This is a genomic window from Nostoc sp. (assembly GCF_036916655.1).
Lineage (GTDB): Bacteria > Cyanobacteriota > Cyanobacteriia > Cyanobacteriales > Nostocaceae > Nostoc.
Genome location: NZ_JBALFY010000019.1, coordinates 130,109 through 146,113 on the forward strand (window position 1 = coordinate 130,109; position 16,005 = coordinate 146,113).

Sequence of the window (16,005 nt, forward strand, 5' to 3'; positions counted from 1 at the left end):
AATATATACGGAAACATCACATCTATTCATGAAGTCTTTACCATAACCATCTAATGGCATTGGGGAGGAGGCAGGAGGGAGAAGTTCTTTAATTTTGAATTGATTCCTCCCCTGCTTTTTAAATGATGAATTGATTGTTACATAACTATTTGCTCCTAAAAATTAACCCTGTATCTTGAAAAACTAAGTGATAGCGACTATGAAATCAATTATGGTGGTGGGGACAACATCTCATGCAGGGAAATCACTTTTAACTACAGCGATTTGTCGCATTCTGTCGCGGCGTGGTTGGCGAGTGGCTCCCTTTAAAGGTCAAAATATGGCTTTAAATGCTTATGTGACTGCCAGTGGTGGAGAAATTGGCTATGCTCAAGCAGTGCAAGCTTGGGCGGCGGGAGTCGTGCCTTGGGTAGAAATGAACCCAATTTTACTCAAACCCCAAGGGGATATGACTTCTCAAGTAATTATCAAAGGTAGGTCTGTAGGCAAAGTAAGTGCTTCAGATTACTACGAGCAATATTTTGAATTGGGATGGCGGACAATTGAAGAATCGCTACAGCATTTAGGAACAGAGTTCGACTTGGTGGTTTGTGAAGGTGCCGGTAGTCCAGCCGAGATTAATCTTAAGCACCGCGATTTAACTAATATGCGGGTGGCAAAATATTTAAATGCACCAACGATGTTAGTGGTTGATATTGATCGGGGTGGTGCTTTTGCCCATGTTGTTGGCACTTTAGAGTTATTAGAACCCGATGAACGTGCCTTAATTAAGGGTATAGTCATTAACAAGTTTCGAGGACAGCGATCGCTTCTAGATCCAGGGATAAAATGGTTAGAAGAACGTACAGGTATCCCCGTTGTCGGTGTTATACCTTATTTACAAGAAATGTTTCCAGCAGAGGATTCTCTTGACTTGCTAGAGCGTCAATCGTCGTCAAGTAAAGCCCAAACTGACCTCAATATTGCCGTCATCCGCTTACCAAGAATTGCCAACTTCACTGACTTTGACCCACTGGAATCAGAAAGTACAGTTTCAGTAAAATATCTTAGCCCTAAGCAAGATTTGGGACATCCTGATGCCGTGATTATCCCAGGTACAAAAACCACAATTTCTGATTTGCTACTACTGCAAAAAAGCGGTATGGCAGAAGCAATCCAAAACTATGCTGCTTCTGGCGGAACGGTTTTGGGTATCTGCGGTGGCTATCAAATGCTCGGTCAAATCATCGCCGATCCAGAAGGGATAGAAGGACAAGCAGGCAGATTTCAAGGGTTAAATCTTTTACCAATTAGAACCGTAATTACCGGACAAAAAATCGCCCGCCAGCGCCAAGTTAGCTCAAATTATCCACAACAGGGCTTGCCAGTTAATGGCTTTGAAATTCACCAAGGGCGATCGCGCATTGAACAGCAAGGCATAGACCCCCAATCGTACCACGCCCTATTTGACGATATTAATTTAGGGTTAGTAGATAGTTGTCAATCAGTGTGGGGTAGTTATCTCCACGGGCTTTTTGACAATGGCCCTTGGCGACGGGCTTGGTTAAATCGCCTCCGTCAACAGCGCGGTTTAAAATCTTTGCCTACCGGTGTTGCTAACTATCGAGAACAGCGAGAGCAGATTTTGGACTCTCTAGCCACTGAAGTAGAAAGCCATTTAGACTTAACTCCATTTTTGTCTTAAACTAGGCTCTGATCTCAATTTGAGAGTCTCTTAATTACGAATTACGAATTATTATCTGATGATTGTTCGTGTCCACTTTTTACCAGATGATGTCACCGTAGATGCTGAAGTAGGCGAAGCCCTCTTAGATGTAGCAGACCGGGCTGGGGTATTTATTCCCACCGGTTGTCTAATGGGGTCTTGTCACGCTTGCACCGTCGAATTAGAAGATGGAGAGATTATTCGCGCTTGTATCACCGCAGTACCGCCACGCGAGGAATTGACGATTAATTTGTTTAGCGATCCTACTTGGTAATATCAGCCCTGTTATTGATAAGGACTAGTATAGTAAAACAAGTCAATTCATAAACAAAAATCTAATCATTGATTAGATTCTTTTAGATAGACAGCAAGGAATATTTAAACCATTGTTTTTTACTGTGGCGATCGCATTTTTTAATAAAATTAATGCCAAAGAAAATCCGGGAACTGAAGCAAATGCTTTCCCAAGTAGGTTTTACAGAAGTCCCAGGAAAAGGAAGTCATACCAACTGGGTGCATCCCCTCTATAGTGGAAAAATCACGATTTCAGGCAAAGACGGAGCAGATGCTAAACGCTACCAAGAGAAGGAAGTGAAACAGGCAATTGAGGAAGTAGAAGGGAAAGAAAAATATGAGTAAGCTTAAGTACCAAATGATTATTCAGTGGTCTGAAGAAGATAATTGCTTCTTGGTAGGATTCCCTGATTTTCCAGGACAACAGTGGCGGACTCATGGGGATAGTTACGAGTTAGCGGTGGCAAATGGAATTGAAGCTTTGGAGTCCCTAATTATTGCTTACGAAACTACGGGTGATTCACTTCCAGAACCAACAGTTTATAAAGCTGCATAGTTTAGGATCTTAAATTCTCACAGTTTTATCACAATAATATAAGGAAACTTACTATTCACAAAATCCATCTTTGCTTAACTAGATTTAATGTTTAACGCGTATTCTTTAAACCTTTCCAAATCAGCTTGAATTGTTGATTCAACTATCCGCCCCAAAAATAAGTTATCCATAATTTTGCCAATAATGCCGGGGATGGCGTAGGAAATAGTCATTTTCACAATGCTACTATTGTGGCGATCGTAAAAGCGAATTGCTCCCTGATTCGGCAAACCATCAACAGATTCCCATTGGATAATTTGGTTAGGAACAACTTTGAGAATTCGAGATTGCCAATTAAATTCTAGACTGCCAGTTTTTAATTTCCAAAGAGATATATCTGGATTATCTGGCGGAATTTTCACCGAATCAATCCACTTCATCCACCGAGGCATTTGCTCTAAATCAGACCAGAGGCTCCATACTAAATCTATGGGAGCCTCTACTTCTACCTGCACAGTATGCTCTAACCAATCAGACATTCTCTATTCTTCCTTTGCGCCCTTTGCGCCCTTTGCGGTTAGTTATTTCTTCAAACTCTCTAAAATTACTTTTGCCGCCCGCCGTCCAGAAATAGTAGCACCTTCCATACTGTCGATGTAATCTTGCTGAGTATAACTGCCAGCCAGGAAAAAGTTATCTACTGGTGTTTTTTGGTTAGGACGGTACGCATCCATTCCTGGCGCTTCTCGGTAGAGAGACTGAGCGAGTTTTACCACGCTGTACCAAGTCATATTTAGCTCCCGCGATGAGGGAAACAGTTCATGGACTTGTTTGAGGACGTGCTGTGCGATCGCTTCATTACTTTGGGCAATAAACGGATCTCCCGGTGTCAGCACTAGCTGTAACAAAGACCCTTGTCCTGGGCGATAATAATCAGCAGGGCTAGTCAACGCTAAATCGGCAAAACAAGAAAAATCAGCATCGGCTGTATAAAGTAAATTATCAATTCCAGCCGCATGATTTAGCTGTTTTCGTTGCTCTTTATCCTTCAGTTCCGTTACCCAACCATCGAAGCGTAACTGCACTGTCGCCACTGGCACTGCATCAAGTTTGTAAATATTGTCAAATTCTGACCACTTACGCCACTCCTGGGGTAAGATGCGTTGAATTCCTGGAACATCACAGGCAAAAACGTAAGCATCAGCAGTAATTGTTTCTACGGTATCACCTTGGGCAACTGCTATACCAGTGACGCGGGTTTGTTCATCTAACTCAGCAAACTGAATTTCCCGTACCTGCCGACGCGTGTAAATTTTAGTGCCTCTAGCTTCCAGATATTCCAGAATGGGCTTGTGTAAATACTCATAAGGGGAACCTTCCAGCATTCGTAAAACTGAAGCTTCAGTTCTGACTGCAAATAACTGGAATATGGTTAACATACAACGGGCAGACATATTTTCGCAATCAATAAACCCCAATGCGTAAGCAATAGGGTTCCACAGACGCTTAATGCTGCCATTACTGCCACCATGACTGCGGAACCAATTGGCAAAGCTAACTTTATCCAAATTGCGGATGGTTTTCATCGCCCCATTAAAGTCTACCAATCCTCGCACTATGGGACTAGTACCCAAAGCGATCGCATTTTGCAATTTATCCTGCAAGGATAGTTGGGAAGTAGTGAAAAATGCCTTTAAGCCATTGAAAGGCGCACCTGTAAGAAAGCGAAAATCTAAAGCACCAGTCTGGCCCCCTTTGTTAATGAAAGTGTGAGTATGTTCTTTGAGGCGTAAGTTTTCTAACACCCCCACTTTCTTCATTAAGTCAAATAGTTGGTAGTAGCACCCGAAAAATACATGCAGCCCCATTTCTAGATGGTTGCCATCTCCATCAACCCAACTGCCAACTTTACCACCCACAAACGGACGAGACTCAAAAATCTCGACTTCACAACCAGCATCAGCTAGATCTACTGCGGTTGCTAGTCCAGCCAGTCCCGCACCTACGATTGCAACACGCATTCCGTCGTTCCTTTTCAGTTTCTTTACAGATTGTAACTGGGTTGGTGTCGGAATTTGCTACTTAATATCAACTCCACCAGCATATTAAGGCATGGCAATGTCGATACTAAAACCTCTTTGATTACTTCTTTTAATCCCAGCAAATGACCAGACGCGTTTTTCTCGCGTCTGGATCATCTAGACAAACTCTTGTCCATAGCAGCGGACTCTCAAAAGTATCATAGATATTTTTTTGGTGGCAAAGCAGTTTTCTGGATCAATCATGAAAGTAACTTCTTACTTGTTTCCATCTTTGCTGTCGTCGGAAACAGGCAAACTTCTAATTAGTTCACGAATCACGTCAGTTGCAGGTCTACCTGTTTGCTGACAATATTTTTCTAGTTTTTCCGCTTCTTGTGTTGCGAGATTAACTGTTATGCGTTTAACGGCCCATTTTTTATTTGTCATTATCATGCTATCTGCTGTATATTTAGATGGTCGAAAGAGTCTAAATTTAAGAGGGAACCGATAAGGTTATCAGAGTTTGTCTCAGGAAACAAGTAATACCATTAATATTAAAAATGTTCGTTTTGTCAAAGGATTCATGATTTTCTAAAGAAATCAAAAAGCGATACTTTATTTGTTACTATTGTGACAGCATAATTAGCACATAGTTGCTTTTGAAGATAATAAGCCTACTAACAGCATGAGTAAAGACTGACAATGAAATTTGATAAATCAATTTGAGACACCTACTGTTGACCCAATGAAGATTTATAAAGTTATTTTTCATCGAAAGCACTTGACCTTCTCTCTTAACTAAGTTCGGCAAACTTGTTTGGAGAGAACATCTGCTAGAACACTAGAAAGTAAAACTTCAGAATCACAATCGTGCTGAAATGCTGCCTCACAGCCGGGTTAGAGTGGTTTGTGTAGAGCGTGAATAGTCACTTATAAAGTAGGAAAATAAGCGATCGCTCCAGAAAAAACTCCATCTGCACCCATCACTGGAAGTAAGAATTTAGAGCTACTTGAACGGCTATAATTTTTGGCTCACCTCGATCAAGCTGATTGCTTTTCAGTGCCAATGTAGTAGCCATAAAAAAGGGAGCAAAACTCAGTCTAATGGGTGTAAATAGCCAATCATTTTGGTAAATTTTGACAGCATTATCTGTAATTTCACACAGATGAATTGACCCAGATAGATGTGATGTTAATTGACTGTTGCCGATAATAATATTTTAGTTTGATTTCATGCTCTTACACTAAAGTTACCGTAAATATACGATTAAATTTTGCGTATTTTTTATCTTCCCTCTAGCGATATAATTTGCTTTCAATCTAACGACTACTTTGCATTTTTCCTATTCATCTATCTATAGGTTATGTAAATAATTTTTAGTCAATCATGGTACTAAAAATTCAACAGCAAATCTTCTTATCAGATTTAAGCTAAGAGATAAACTATTGCCAGAAAAATTGATTTACAACTATTTATTACTTGGTAAGTATACCTATAAAAATAATTGTATATTTCAATATACTCCGGTGGTTTGTTCATTATAGCCATTATTTACGTACTTTAAATAATCTTCATTTAGACATTCAATAAGCTAATTTTCATGCTTTATAAAAAAATTACAAAGAAAAAGATATACATCTGAACTTTTGCTTAATGATATTGATATATAAGAAGATGCTCAAATAAAAAACTTGCTAAAAAAGATTCAGATATCTAAATGCATCAGTTAGGTTTGATTAAAGCAAGCTTTGCAAATAGCTTTTAGTACTTTGTAGCTATTTATACTGAAAATATTGCAATGATGATGAATGAAAAATTATGAAAATACAGGTACTTCATGAACTTAAGGTAAAGCTATACCAATTCCAAAAATATTTCCGACAGATAACCCACCCGTCTTTCAGTAATATCATTTTGAATTTTAGATTTTGGATTGGGAATCGCTTTCTGTGTCTGGTTTTTGTGAAAACATCTGTCGCAATCATTTTTTAAATTGGTATATAGCGGTTCCTATTGAGATGAGGTACAACATTATATCCCAAGGTGTATGGGATATCCCATACAGGTGTACCTTAGGCTTATCGGGAAACGCTATAACAACGGTCTACACACATTTTTGTACAAAACCGCAACTATTGAAGATCCTCCTAAATCCCCCAATTGATCGGGGGATTTAGAGAATTTTTTGCACCCCTTAAATCAATGTGAGATAGAGAATTATGGAAATTCGTGCAACTATTCAAATTTAAGTTGGGGCATCAGTTGGAGAGTGCCAATACCTAAATCTTTGGGTGAGAGCGATCGCGCTTCAAACAAAGCCATCATATCTCGTAACTGAGGATTGCCACGCGAGGCTCCCGTTAGTCCTTTAGCAATGATTAAACCACAGTAGCCCTTAGTGTTTTTACACCGTTGATTCCATTTTTTTCGGGCTTCGACATGAGTCGGATCTTCGTCTAAAAATTCACCAAATAGGAACAATTCGCCATTTTGAGTTTGCAATAAACCCAGGTCGTAGCGATCGCCATCGAAGGGGTTAGCACCTGGATTAAAGCAAATTGCTCTCAGTCCGCCTGTTGCTTCAATTCTTTCAATTACAGTTTTTGCCTTAGGTCGGGAAGTTTGAATTAAAATTACTGGCAAACCATCACCGACTTGTTTGATTTCGCCAGCCTGATGGTAGCTGACTCCCTTTCGCAGATACTCCAACATTTCCCAGGACACCACACCTAAGCTGAGGAAGGAATCTTCTGGTATCAAGTCATCTTGCAATGATTGAAAGTCAGGGTTGTCAATCTCTTGATCGTCGTCGACATCAAAACCTGCCATCTCCTCTAATTCTGCTGCTAATTGCGGCATGGTAGAGACTATCACAGGCACAGATTTAGTTGATTCTTCCGACTGCGGTAGAGAAATGCGATAGCGACGACTCAGAGTCGGGAAAATATCTTCTTGAAGCTGGCGACGGCGATCGCGAATAAAGCGGCTCAGGCTTTCGATCGCAACCAAGATTACCAATGCTTCTTCGTCATATAAAACAGACCGTAGTCCTTCTAATGGGTGGATATTACCGAAGGTAGGGTCAATTTCTGATAATGGCAGATCCGCCAAATCATCTTCTTCATCCTCATCCTCATCGGTTTCATCAGCACTCTCAAAAGTGAGAAACAAGCAATCTTGCTTAAGAAATGCTTCTTCTAAATGCTCTGTGGATTCTTGATCTGTTAAAACTGCGGCGCGAAATTGTTTTAAAGACTCTTCTGAACGATAAAACAAAATCCCATATTCCATTCCCAGCATTCCCATGACTGAGGCATAGAGTGTACCAACATCCCACTTATTAATCTCAATTGACAAAATTTGCTGTTCTTCTAAAAACTCCCAAGGTGCTGCTTGCCAAATTGCAAATGCTTTTTCTCGTAAGATTTGTGCATATTGTGGCGGCAAGTCGGGGGTTTGACTATCGAGAATGTCAGCAAATCCACGAAATAGTTCGTCAATTAAAGGCAGTTCTGGGGCGTAGTCAATAGCAATATCCAAATCTTGTAACACTCCCCGCAGGTAAAATTGGATCTCGCGGTCTTTGACTACAATTCTTTGGGGCCTGGCAGGTCTTGCCGGACTCTGGGGATGCTCCATAGCTTGCATTAAGGTGCGAACTATTGCTTCTGGGCCAATATCTGAGGCTACTACGTCCATACCTCGAACAACACCTTGGGAGTAATCTACCCAAAGAATGCATTCTCCCTTTGCCTCTGAGTCTGAGAACTGGTTTGGTGATGACAACGGACGGCGATCGCCCTCCCATACAGAAGGAATTTGAGTTAATTTCTTCAACCGACGACTGGTAGAGCGATTAAAACTTGTCATAGAGATCAAAAGAAGCAATTTGGAAGTAAACTTTGGGAGATAGTTAGTCTCGGATTAAATTTTTATGGCTGCACCTGAAGGGTTGTTGCTTCTCAGGGCAGGGGGCAGGAGGTAATCCCGATGAAATGAGTTTTTAAAGGCTTGTATGAAAATGTTCTAGAGACTGGGATTTTTACTTAGCACGGATTAAATGACTTGATACAATTCTTCTTTTTAAACTGGATTTTATACCGATAACTAAAGTTTTCATTCATAATTTTTTCCTCCTGCCTTCTGCCTTCTCGTATAAATATACTGAGTCTCTCAATTCTAGAATAAAAATCTTTGGCTGCTTTTAACAGAGTGTTTACAATTTGGTATCTAGCGCCTTAGAAGTCGCTAGAATGAATACAAAAACACTCAAGAGCAACCCAGAGGCATTAACAAGCCGATATCGGGTAACGCTTAGACTAATTAAGGAGTTTAAAAAGCAGATGACACAAGCAATTCAGGCTCAACAACGCGGAATTCTGTTGAGCGAAGCCGCATTGCACCAGGTAAAATCTCTCCGGGACAAGCAAGGCACAGACTTCTGCTTACGGGTAGGAGTGCGACAAGGTGGCTGTTCTGGGATGTCTTACATGATGGACTTTGAAGACACTAGCAAGATCACCCCCCAGGATGAAGTCTTTGACTATGATGGCTTCAAAATTGTCAGCGATCGCAAGAGTCTTTTATATCTCTACGGCTTAATGCTCGATTATAGCGATGCCATGATTGGCGGTGGTTTCCAATTCACTAACCCCAATGCCAACCAAACTTGTGGTTGCGGCAAGTCATTTGGGGTGTAATATTGTCATTTGTCATTTGTCCCTTGTCATTTATCATTTGCAGTTGCCCAATGACCAATGACCAATGACCAATGACCAATGACCAATGACTAATGACTAATGACCAATGACCAATGACTAATACAGTTGAATCCCTGTTTGATACAGGTTTAGAACGCTATAAAGCTGGAGAATCAGTAGAATCTTTAATCCCTGTGTTTAAAGAAGTGTGCGATCGCGCTCCTAAAACTAGTGCCGCTTGGGTTTGTTTAACGTGGTTGTATCTACTCGATAACAAACCCAGCTTGGCTTACAAAGCTGGACAGAAAGCAGTCAAGTTAAATCCACAAGATCCCCAAGCCAGAATAAATCTCGCCCTAGCAATGCTAGAAACAGGTCAAAAAGGTTTACGGGAACACATTGACATAGCACAGCAGTTGATTTTTGTCAATGAAGAATGGAGTGATGAAATAAAAAATAGTATTGAAGACGGTTTAAGTAGAAAACCAGATTGGCAGAGTTTGAAAAAAGTCAAAAATTGGTTGTTTGAAGAATGATGATTGGGTATTGGGGACTAGGGATTGGGGACTGGGGACTAGGGGGAATTTATTGAAGTAAGTCTCTAAGTTGTCTCTTCCCAATCCCCAAGGCCCAATCTCCAATGTCCAATGCCCAATGCCCCACTCCCCACTCGAATCATGAAAGATAAATTGTTAAATTGGCTAAACATGGCTTTAGTCGCAGATGTTTTTTTGGTTTTGTTTGGCTTTGGCTGGTTAGCGATCGCTGCGATCGGTGATGCCGTAGGAGTAAACCTGGGCTTGGATTTGTGGCATCAACTGTGGCAACCCTTATTTAACCCAGCGATCGGTATCCTCATGGGCGGTGCCATTCTTAGCGGTATCATCAGTTGGGTTTCCAAAAAATTTCTTTCTAGTCAATAGACTGGGGACTGGGAATTAGGGACTGGGGACTGGGTAATGAAAAAGAAGCAGATTAGCAGGGGTAAAATTTCTCTCCTCTGGGCCTCTGCCTGTTTTGCCCAATCCCCAGTACCTTTTAATTAAGAATTTGTGTTAATGCTGATTGCAAATTAGGATATTTGTACTCAAAACCAGTTTCTACGGTGCGTTTTGGGATGACTTGCTGACCTTCTAAAACTACTATAGCCCCGTCTCCTAAAAGAGCTTCGATCGCAAAACCAGGAACAGGCAACCAAGAAGGGCGATTCATAACTTGTCCCAAAGTTTGGCTTAAATCTGCCATCCGAACTGGGTTAGGGGCAGTGGCATTATATATACCTTCTATTTCCGATTTACTTAAAGCTTGCACAATCAAATTAACTAAGTCGTCTACGTGAATCCATGAGAACCACTGACGCCCGCTGCCAATAGGCCCACCCGCAAAGAGTTTGAAGGGCGGAATCATTTTACCTAAAGCACCACCATTGCCCAAAACAATCCCAAAACGCAGAATTACTAGCCTTACACCACTATCTTTTACCTTTGTTGCCTCTGCTTCCCAGGCTTGGCTGACTTGGGCCAGAAAATCGTTACCAGACAGACTTGTTTCATCAAAGGTGGCCGTTTCACTCGTACCGTAGTAACCAATAGCGGAAGCGTTAATTAACACTGTAGGTTTGGGGTTAGCGTTAGCTATTGCCTCAACTATTTTTTGTGTACCTAACTTTCGACTATTGAGGATTTCTTGTTTCCGTTCAGGTGTCCAACGTCCTTCACCAATGGGTTCTCCTGCCAAATTAACTACACCATCACAACTAGAGATGACACTTTGCCAAGAACCGGATGCATTTGGTGTATAGGCAACAATTTCTATATTGGGAAAAGCCTCAGATGGAAAAACCTTTTGAGCAAAGGCGGTGTTCCGAGTTAATACTACGATCTTATGACCTTTAGCGTGGAGTCGTTGTACCAAAAGATTACCAACAAATCCTGTTGCTCCAGTAATTGCGACTTTCATGTTCTATCTCAGCCAAACCTTTATTGTAAAGTTTTTGATCGAGCTTTCAGCTTACGGCACTTTCCTTGTCCATAGAACAAATGTTGGTAATGCCTGATCTCAAAAACTTTGCTTTGTTAATGACTATGTGTTTAGATGCTTCGGTATTATAGGATGGACGGAGTGTTGCAAGGCGTGGGGCTATTATGGCTCGCTATACCTGTTCATTTGTTGTTTCTGTTCCTAGTGACCATCTGTTGCCGTTACTTGTAGAACTTCTACAGGACTGTCAGTTGGATATTCAATACCACACGGGCGATTACATTATCGCTCGTCAAGTTCCTGGCAATGTTCCTTTTCCTAAATTGGTAACAGTAGAAGTACTGATTGACAAATCAAAATCTACTGAAACAGAAACCCGGATGAGTATTGTGATTAAAAACGAAGAACTACCACTTCAACTAGATAATTACTGCCGACAAATGTTTGAATTTATCAAGCAGGCTATTGAAAATAGCCGCCATTGGCATTTGATTGAAAGTCTTGCAGGATAGCTTTGGTGATTGAATTGACACTCCCACTGCTTAAAGTTGTGGGAATGTCAGACTGTGATTGGTAGTGATTGGTAGTTATAATTCACTCTCCTATATCCTCTAAATCCTCGGCCATACCGGGGTTTATTAGTGTAATGTCGTATTCACTCGAATCCGTTTGTCCTAAACGTTGGGTGTTTCTTAAAAGGTAATAAATGGCACGTACTTGAGGGCCAAAAACGATCTCGTCTTCATTTCTGAGATCGTGGGCTGGTATCTTGCGTCCATTAATCATCAAACCGTTAGAACTAGGCTTACCTTTGACATCGCCATCTACAATCCGGTAATAGTAGCTATGACTATTATGCTCTCGTGGCAATCTCACTAATGTGGCATGGCGGCGGGAGACAAACTGCGACATCAAACGGATATTACATTCGCGATCTCTACCGATAGAGTAGACGGGGTGCTCTAGAGAAAATTCTTTGCGACCTTGATCGTCTTCAATAATCAGTAGATGGTTTTCATTGGTTTCTGCTGCCATTGACAAATCGGTGGAACTATAATTGATCAAGATTTGTTTAGTATCGTATCCTGTCATTTTCGCGCACCATAAATCTGTGGTGCTGATCTAAATAAGCTTTAAAATTGCATGATACCTTGAAAGAGTAGAATATGTCCGTTCTACTCCAGTAGCTATGATAGCTTTGGTAAGTGTCTAAAGAAGATTTGTGAGCCGATAAAACTTGAATACCGACTCAGTTTAATTTTAGGGAACTTCAGGAAATAAATTATCCAATATTGTAGGGTGGGCAACATAAGCGCCCAGTTCATAAGGCGCTCATGTTGCCCACCCTACAAGAGTTAATTGGGTATTTTTTTATTTGGAAGTTCCTTATATGGCAATTACCAAGATTGGTGCTGGGAAATTTTACGTGTAAAGGAATATTCAAGGAATATTCTAAGGGTGATGAGCTAATCGCCGTAATAATATTGAGTTGGTGACTACGCTCACAGAGCTAAAAGCCATTAATGCAGCAGCACCAGATGGGTTCAGAACAAAACCTAGACTAGGGAACAAAACACCTGCTGCTAAAGGAATTCCAACTGTATTATATGCAAAAGCCCAGAATAAATTTTGGCGGATTTTGTTGAAGGTGGCACGACTCAGCTGAATAGATTCGACGACATCGTTTAAGTGATCGCGCATTAAAATAATTTCAGCAGTTTCCATCGCCACATCTGTCCCAGAGTGTAAAGCAATTCCTACATCTGCTTGAGATAAAGCTGGAGCATCGTTGATTCCATCTCCTACCATTGCAACAACGGATTGGGGTTTGGGAATTGGGGAAGGTGGGGCCCCCTCTGGGGATAAGGGGTAATGGGAATTGGGAAGAATTTTTCCTAGTCCCCAGTCCCTAGCCCCCAGTCCCTCCTTCTGAAGAGACTGTATTGCAGCCGCTTTTTTAGCTGGGGGGACACCTGCAATGACATCAGCGCTGTCTAATCCCAGTTGTTTGGCTATGGCGCTAGCTGCTTCTGGGCGATCGCCACTGAGCAACATTACCCGTAAGCCCATCTGACGCAATTTGTCTACGGTGGATTGGGCATCTGGTCTGAGGGTATCAGAAACACCAATTAATCCGGCTAAAGTTCCCCCAATTGCTACACAAACGACTGTTTTACCATCTGTTGCCAAATCCTGTGCTACCTTTTGTGCAGTTTCACTAATGGGAATGCCGTGCCAACTCAACCAGTCCCAGTTACCCAATAGCACAACTGTGTTATCTACCACAGCAGATACCCCTAATCCCGGTTCCGTGTGAAAGTCCACAGCTTTTGGAATAGATAACTGTTGCCGCTGTGCTTCTTGCTGAATCGCTTTTGCTAGGGGATGGTGAGTACCGCTTTCTACGGCTGCTGCTAGTTGGATTAAGGATTGGGAATTTTCAGTGCCCAGTGCCCAGCCCCCAGTCCCCAATCCCTCAATTAACAGACAATCTGTGACGATGGGATTACCTGTGGTTAGAGTGCCTGTTTTATCAAAAACTACGGTGTCTAGTTGGTGTACTTTTTCTAAAACGTCGCCACCTTTGATTAATAGACCCCGTTCTGCACCCATAGCAGTGCCGACAAGAATGGCTGTTGGTGTAGCGAGTCCTAAAGCACAGGGACAGGCGACTACCATCACAGCGATCGCTAGTTTTAAACTAATTAATAAAGGGGAGTGAGGAACTTCTTTTGTATTGTGGTTCATCATTTCCATACCACCAGACATGGTGATATCAGTCCAGATGTGAGTACCGAAAAAGTACCAAAAGATAAATGTTAATACAGATGCCGTCAGCACCCCGTAGGTAAAGTAACCTGCTACTGTATCTGCTAATTTTTGTACTGGGGCTTTCCGAGTTTGGGCGGCTTCTACTAGGGTGACAATTTGAGCTAGAGTTGTATCACTTCCAATCCGGGTTGCCTGAATAGCGATCGCTCCTGATTGGTTTAGTGTCCCCCCTGTCACTATATCCCCTGGTTGCTTAATTACTGGCACGGCTTCCCCGGTCAGCATTGACTCATCGACTGTTGTTTGACCAACAACCACTTCACCATCAACGGGAATCTTATCACCTGGCAGCACTTGTAACCATTCACCGACACGTACCTGTTCCGCAGGAATTTCTATACTAGAGGAACCCATTCCAACTTTATCTGGATTGGCAATCAATCGGGCTAAAACTGGCTGGAGTGCTAGCAATTTCCTAAATGCGGCGGCGGCGCGACCTCTAGCTTGTTGCTCTAATGTCCTTCCTAAGAGAATAAAGCCCAACATCATTACTGGTTCGTCAAAGAAGCACTCCCAACCCATTTTGGGAAACAGCAGTGCTATTAAACTAGCAATGTAGGCTGTGAGTGTTCCTAATCCCACTAGAGTGTTCATGTTGGGTGCATTTCGCCGCCACCCCAGCCAGCCATCTACTAAAATCGGGCGACCGGGAATTAATAGCGCCACTGTCGCCAGTCCACAGTGAAACCAGATGTTATTTAGCACTGGTAGCATTGAGCTACCAAGATTACCAAAATGTCCACTTCCCGACAATAACAGCAACACCGCAGCGATCGCTAACTGTCTTACCGAAGATCGCATTTCGCGGCGTTGGCGTTCTGCTGGGTCTGGTAAGGTAGATATCTCACCTGCTACTGTGCCACTAGCTTTTCGGGGTTGAGTCGGGAATCCAACGCCTGTTAATCGCTGTGCTAGTGCATCTGCATCTACTGCACCAACTTCTGACTCTACAACAGCTACCTCTGTGGCCAGGTTTACGCAGGCACTCTTAACTCCTGGATGTTGGGTTAGCTGTCGCTCTACTGCATTCACACACCCAGCACACTTCATGCCCCCAACATCGAGAATAATTTTCTCTAGAATTGGTTCAAGTTCTGGGACTAGCTTAGTTTTCGGGACAAGTTGCATGGCAAGTGTTTAGATTCGCTACAGAAATTCAACGCCTGACTAAAAGCGTCTCTAATTTGAGCGTAGGCGAAATATCGAACTACGACTGAACGTCAACCATATTAAAATTATTAATTTATCAGAAGAATTCAGAATTCAGGAGTCAGAATTCAGTATTAATTCTTCTGTACGAGTGTGTGATAGCGCCGGCGGCAAGCGAGTATTTTCGAGTCGCGTCTGAATATTGGTTAAAACCTTACAACTCTTAGAGACGCTACCGCGTAGCAAGATCACCGTAGGGGTACGTCCCGCTACGCGCTTTCGCCCCTGGTGGGCGAAAAAAATAAAAATATTCTCGCCTGAAAACTCTATCCCTTTATGGTTAGAGTTTTCTGAATTCTGTTAGCGCAGCGGGGCGTAGCCCATTCTGTATTCTGACTCCTATTTTATCGTACTTCGCTGAGGGTTAACGACGGTTCCAGCGTAGATAAGTTATGTAAATAATAGCTCCAACCTGTATTGGCATCAGCGCAATTAGGCTTTTTAAAAAATAGTTGACTTCCAAATTAGACATAGCACTGAAATATCCTAAGCCCAACACGAGGAACATCACCGAGGAAAGATGTTTAGGTTTAAGAGTCAACATATCAGTATAAATAATTGCTGCATATACAGCAGGTAATAGGGAATCAATACTGTTCGGTTAAGACCAGAGACGCGATGAATTGTCGTCTCTACAATAATCAATCTTTTGTAGAAACGGCGATTTATCGCGTCTTTATAATGATTTATCGGATCTTTGCGCTCTACAATTTCCATCAAAAAACCTT

At 41.9% G+C, this 16,005-nt stretch carries 16 protein-coding genes; 8 read left to right on the forward strand and 8 right to left on the reverse strand.

The genetic code is table 11. The annotated features are described in order from the left end of the window. Positions 1 to 199 precede the first annotated feature (199 nt). The 4 genes from cobQ (at position 200) to V7L31_RS04850 (ending at position 2,555) form a co-directional block, all read left to right on the forward strand. Complete coding sequence (gene cobQ, locus V7L31_RS04835) at positions 200 to 1,684, forward strand: cobyric acid synthase CobQ (RefSeq protein ID WP_179067039.1); 1,485 nt, start codon at positions 200 to 202, stop codon at positions 1,682 to 1,684. Between the two features lie 58 nt (positions 1,685 to 1,742). Next, a complete protein-coding gene (locus tag V7L31_RS04840; RefSeq protein WP_118161629.1) occupies positions 1,743 to 1,979 on the forward strand; it encodes a 2Fe-2S iron-sulfur cluster-binding protein in 237 nt (78 codons plus the stop codon). Positions 1,980 to 2,131: 152 nt separating this feature from the next. After that, on the forward strand, positions 2,132 to 2,344 hold the full coding sequence (locus V7L31_RS04845; protein ID WP_334695191.1) for a type II toxin-antitoxin system HicA family toxin: 213 nt from the start codon (positions 2,132 to 2,134) through the stop codon (positions 2,342 to 2,344). Further along, the gene (locus V7L31_RS04850) at positions 2,337 to 2,555 is read left to right on the forward strand and encodes a type II toxin-antitoxin system HicB family antitoxin (RefSeq protein ID WP_334695192.1); all 219 of its coding nucleotides are present in this window, start codon (positions 2,337 to 2,339) and stop codon (positions 2,553 to 2,555) included. Before V7L31_RS04845 ends, V7L31_RS04850 begins: the two co-directional genes overlap by 8 nt. Before the next feature lie 74 nt (positions 2,556 to 2,629). Here V7L31_RS04850 and V7L31_RS04855 read toward each other — a convergent pair whose 3' ends face one another. The 4 genes from V7L31_RS04855 to V7L31_RS04870 all read right to left on the reverse strand — a co-directional run bounded on the left by V7L31_RS04855 (position 2,630) and on the right by V7L31_RS04870 (position 8,426). Continuing rightward, positions 2,630 to 3,073 carry an SRPBCC family protein gene (locus tag V7L31_RS04855; RefSeq protein WP_179067044.1) on the reverse strand — a complete coding sequence of 148 codons (444 nt, stop codon included), beginning with the start codon at positions 3,071 to 3,073 and terminating at the stop codon, positions 2,630 to 2,632. Between the two features lie 42 nt (positions 3,074 to 3,115). Continuing rightward, entirely contained in the window at positions 3,116 to 4,555 is a 1,440-nt protein-coding gene (gene zds, locus V7L31_RS04860) for a 9,9'-di-cis-zeta-carotene desaturase (RefSeq protein WP_334695193.1), read from the reverse strand. A 276-nt stretch (positions 4,556 to 4,831) separates the two neighbouring features. After that, on the reverse strand, positions 4,832 to 5,008 hold the full coding sequence (locus V7L31_RS04865; RefSeq protein WP_292845444.1) for a CopG family transcriptional regulator: 177 nt from the start codon (positions 5,006 to 5,008) through the stop codon (positions 4,832 to 4,834). Between the two features lie 1,783 nt (positions 5,009 to 6,791). Then, positions 6,792 to 8,426, reverse strand: a complete 1,635-nt coding sequence (locus tag V7L31_RS04870; RefSeq protein WP_334695194.1) for a DUF6930 domain-containing protein — start codon at positions 8,424 to 8,426, stop codon at positions 6,792 to 6,794. 473 nt (positions 8,427 to 8,899) lie between these two features. Here V7L31_RS04870 and V7L31_RS04875 point away from each other — a divergent pair, with 473 nt between their 5' ends. From V7L31_RS04875 to V7L31_RS04885, 3 genes are all read left to right on the forward strand, one after another. After that, complete coding sequence (locus V7L31_RS04875; protein ID WP_179069217.1) at positions 8,900 to 9,256, forward strand: iron-sulfur cluster assembly accessory protein; 357 nt, start codon at positions 8,900 to 8,902, stop codon at positions 9,254 to 9,256. 113 nt (positions 9,257 to 9,369) lie between these two features. Then, positions 9,370 to 9,792, forward strand: a complete 423-nt coding sequence (locus V7L31_RS04880; protein WP_292845438.1) for a tetratricopeptide repeat protein — start codon at positions 9,370 to 9,372, stop codon at positions 9,790 to 9,792. Positions 9,793 to 9,933: 141 nt separating this feature from the next. Further along, entirely contained in the window at positions 9,934 to 10,179 is a 246-nt protein-coding gene (locus tag V7L31_RS04885) for a hypothetical protein (RefSeq protein WP_292845435.1), read from the forward strand. Positions 10,180 to 10,294: 115 nt separating this feature from the next. On the opposite strand, the gene thyD is transcribed toward V7L31_RS04885, so the two are convergent. Continuing rightward, positions 10,295 to 11,215, reverse strand: a complete 921-nt coding sequence (gene thyD / locus V7L31_RS04890; protein WP_334695195.1) for a thylakoid membrane protein ThyD — start codon at positions 11,213 to 11,215, stop codon at positions 10,295 to 10,297. Between the two features lie 185 nt (positions 11,216 to 11,400). Here thyD and V7L31_RS04895 point away from each other — a divergent pair, with 185 nt between their 5' ends. Continuing rightward, a complete protein-coding gene (locus V7L31_RS04895) occupies positions 11,401 to 11,748 on the forward strand; it encodes a hypothetical protein (RefSeq protein WP_179067051.1) in 348 nt (115 codons plus the stop codon). Positions 11,749 to 11,830: 82 nt separating this feature from the next. Here the strand turns inward: V7L31_RS04895 and V7L31_RS04900 are convergent, their stop codons facing one another. The 3 genes from V7L31_RS04900 to V7L31_RS04910 all read right to left on the reverse strand — a co-directional run bounded on the left by V7L31_RS04900 (position 11,831) and on the right by V7L31_RS04910 (position 15,994). Beyond that, positions 11,831 to 12,328, reverse strand: a complete 498-nt coding sequence (locus V7L31_RS04900) for an FHA domain-containing protein (RefSeq protein WP_179067052.1) — start codon at positions 12,326 to 12,328, stop codon at positions 11,831 to 11,833. Between the two features lie 360 nt (positions 12,329 to 12,688). Further along, complete coding sequence (locus V7L31_RS04905) at positions 12,689 to 15,196, reverse strand: heavy metal translocating P-type ATPase (RefSeq protein ID WP_334695196.1); 2,508 nt, start codon at positions 15,194 to 15,196, stop codon at positions 12,689 to 12,691. A 618-nt stretch (positions 15,197 to 15,814) separates the two neighbouring features. Then, entirely contained in the window at positions 15,815 to 15,994 is a 180-nt protein-coding gene (locus tag V7L31_RS04910) for a hypothetical protein (protein WP_334695197.1), read from the reverse strand. Positions 15,995 to 16,005: the final 11 nt, after the last annotated feature.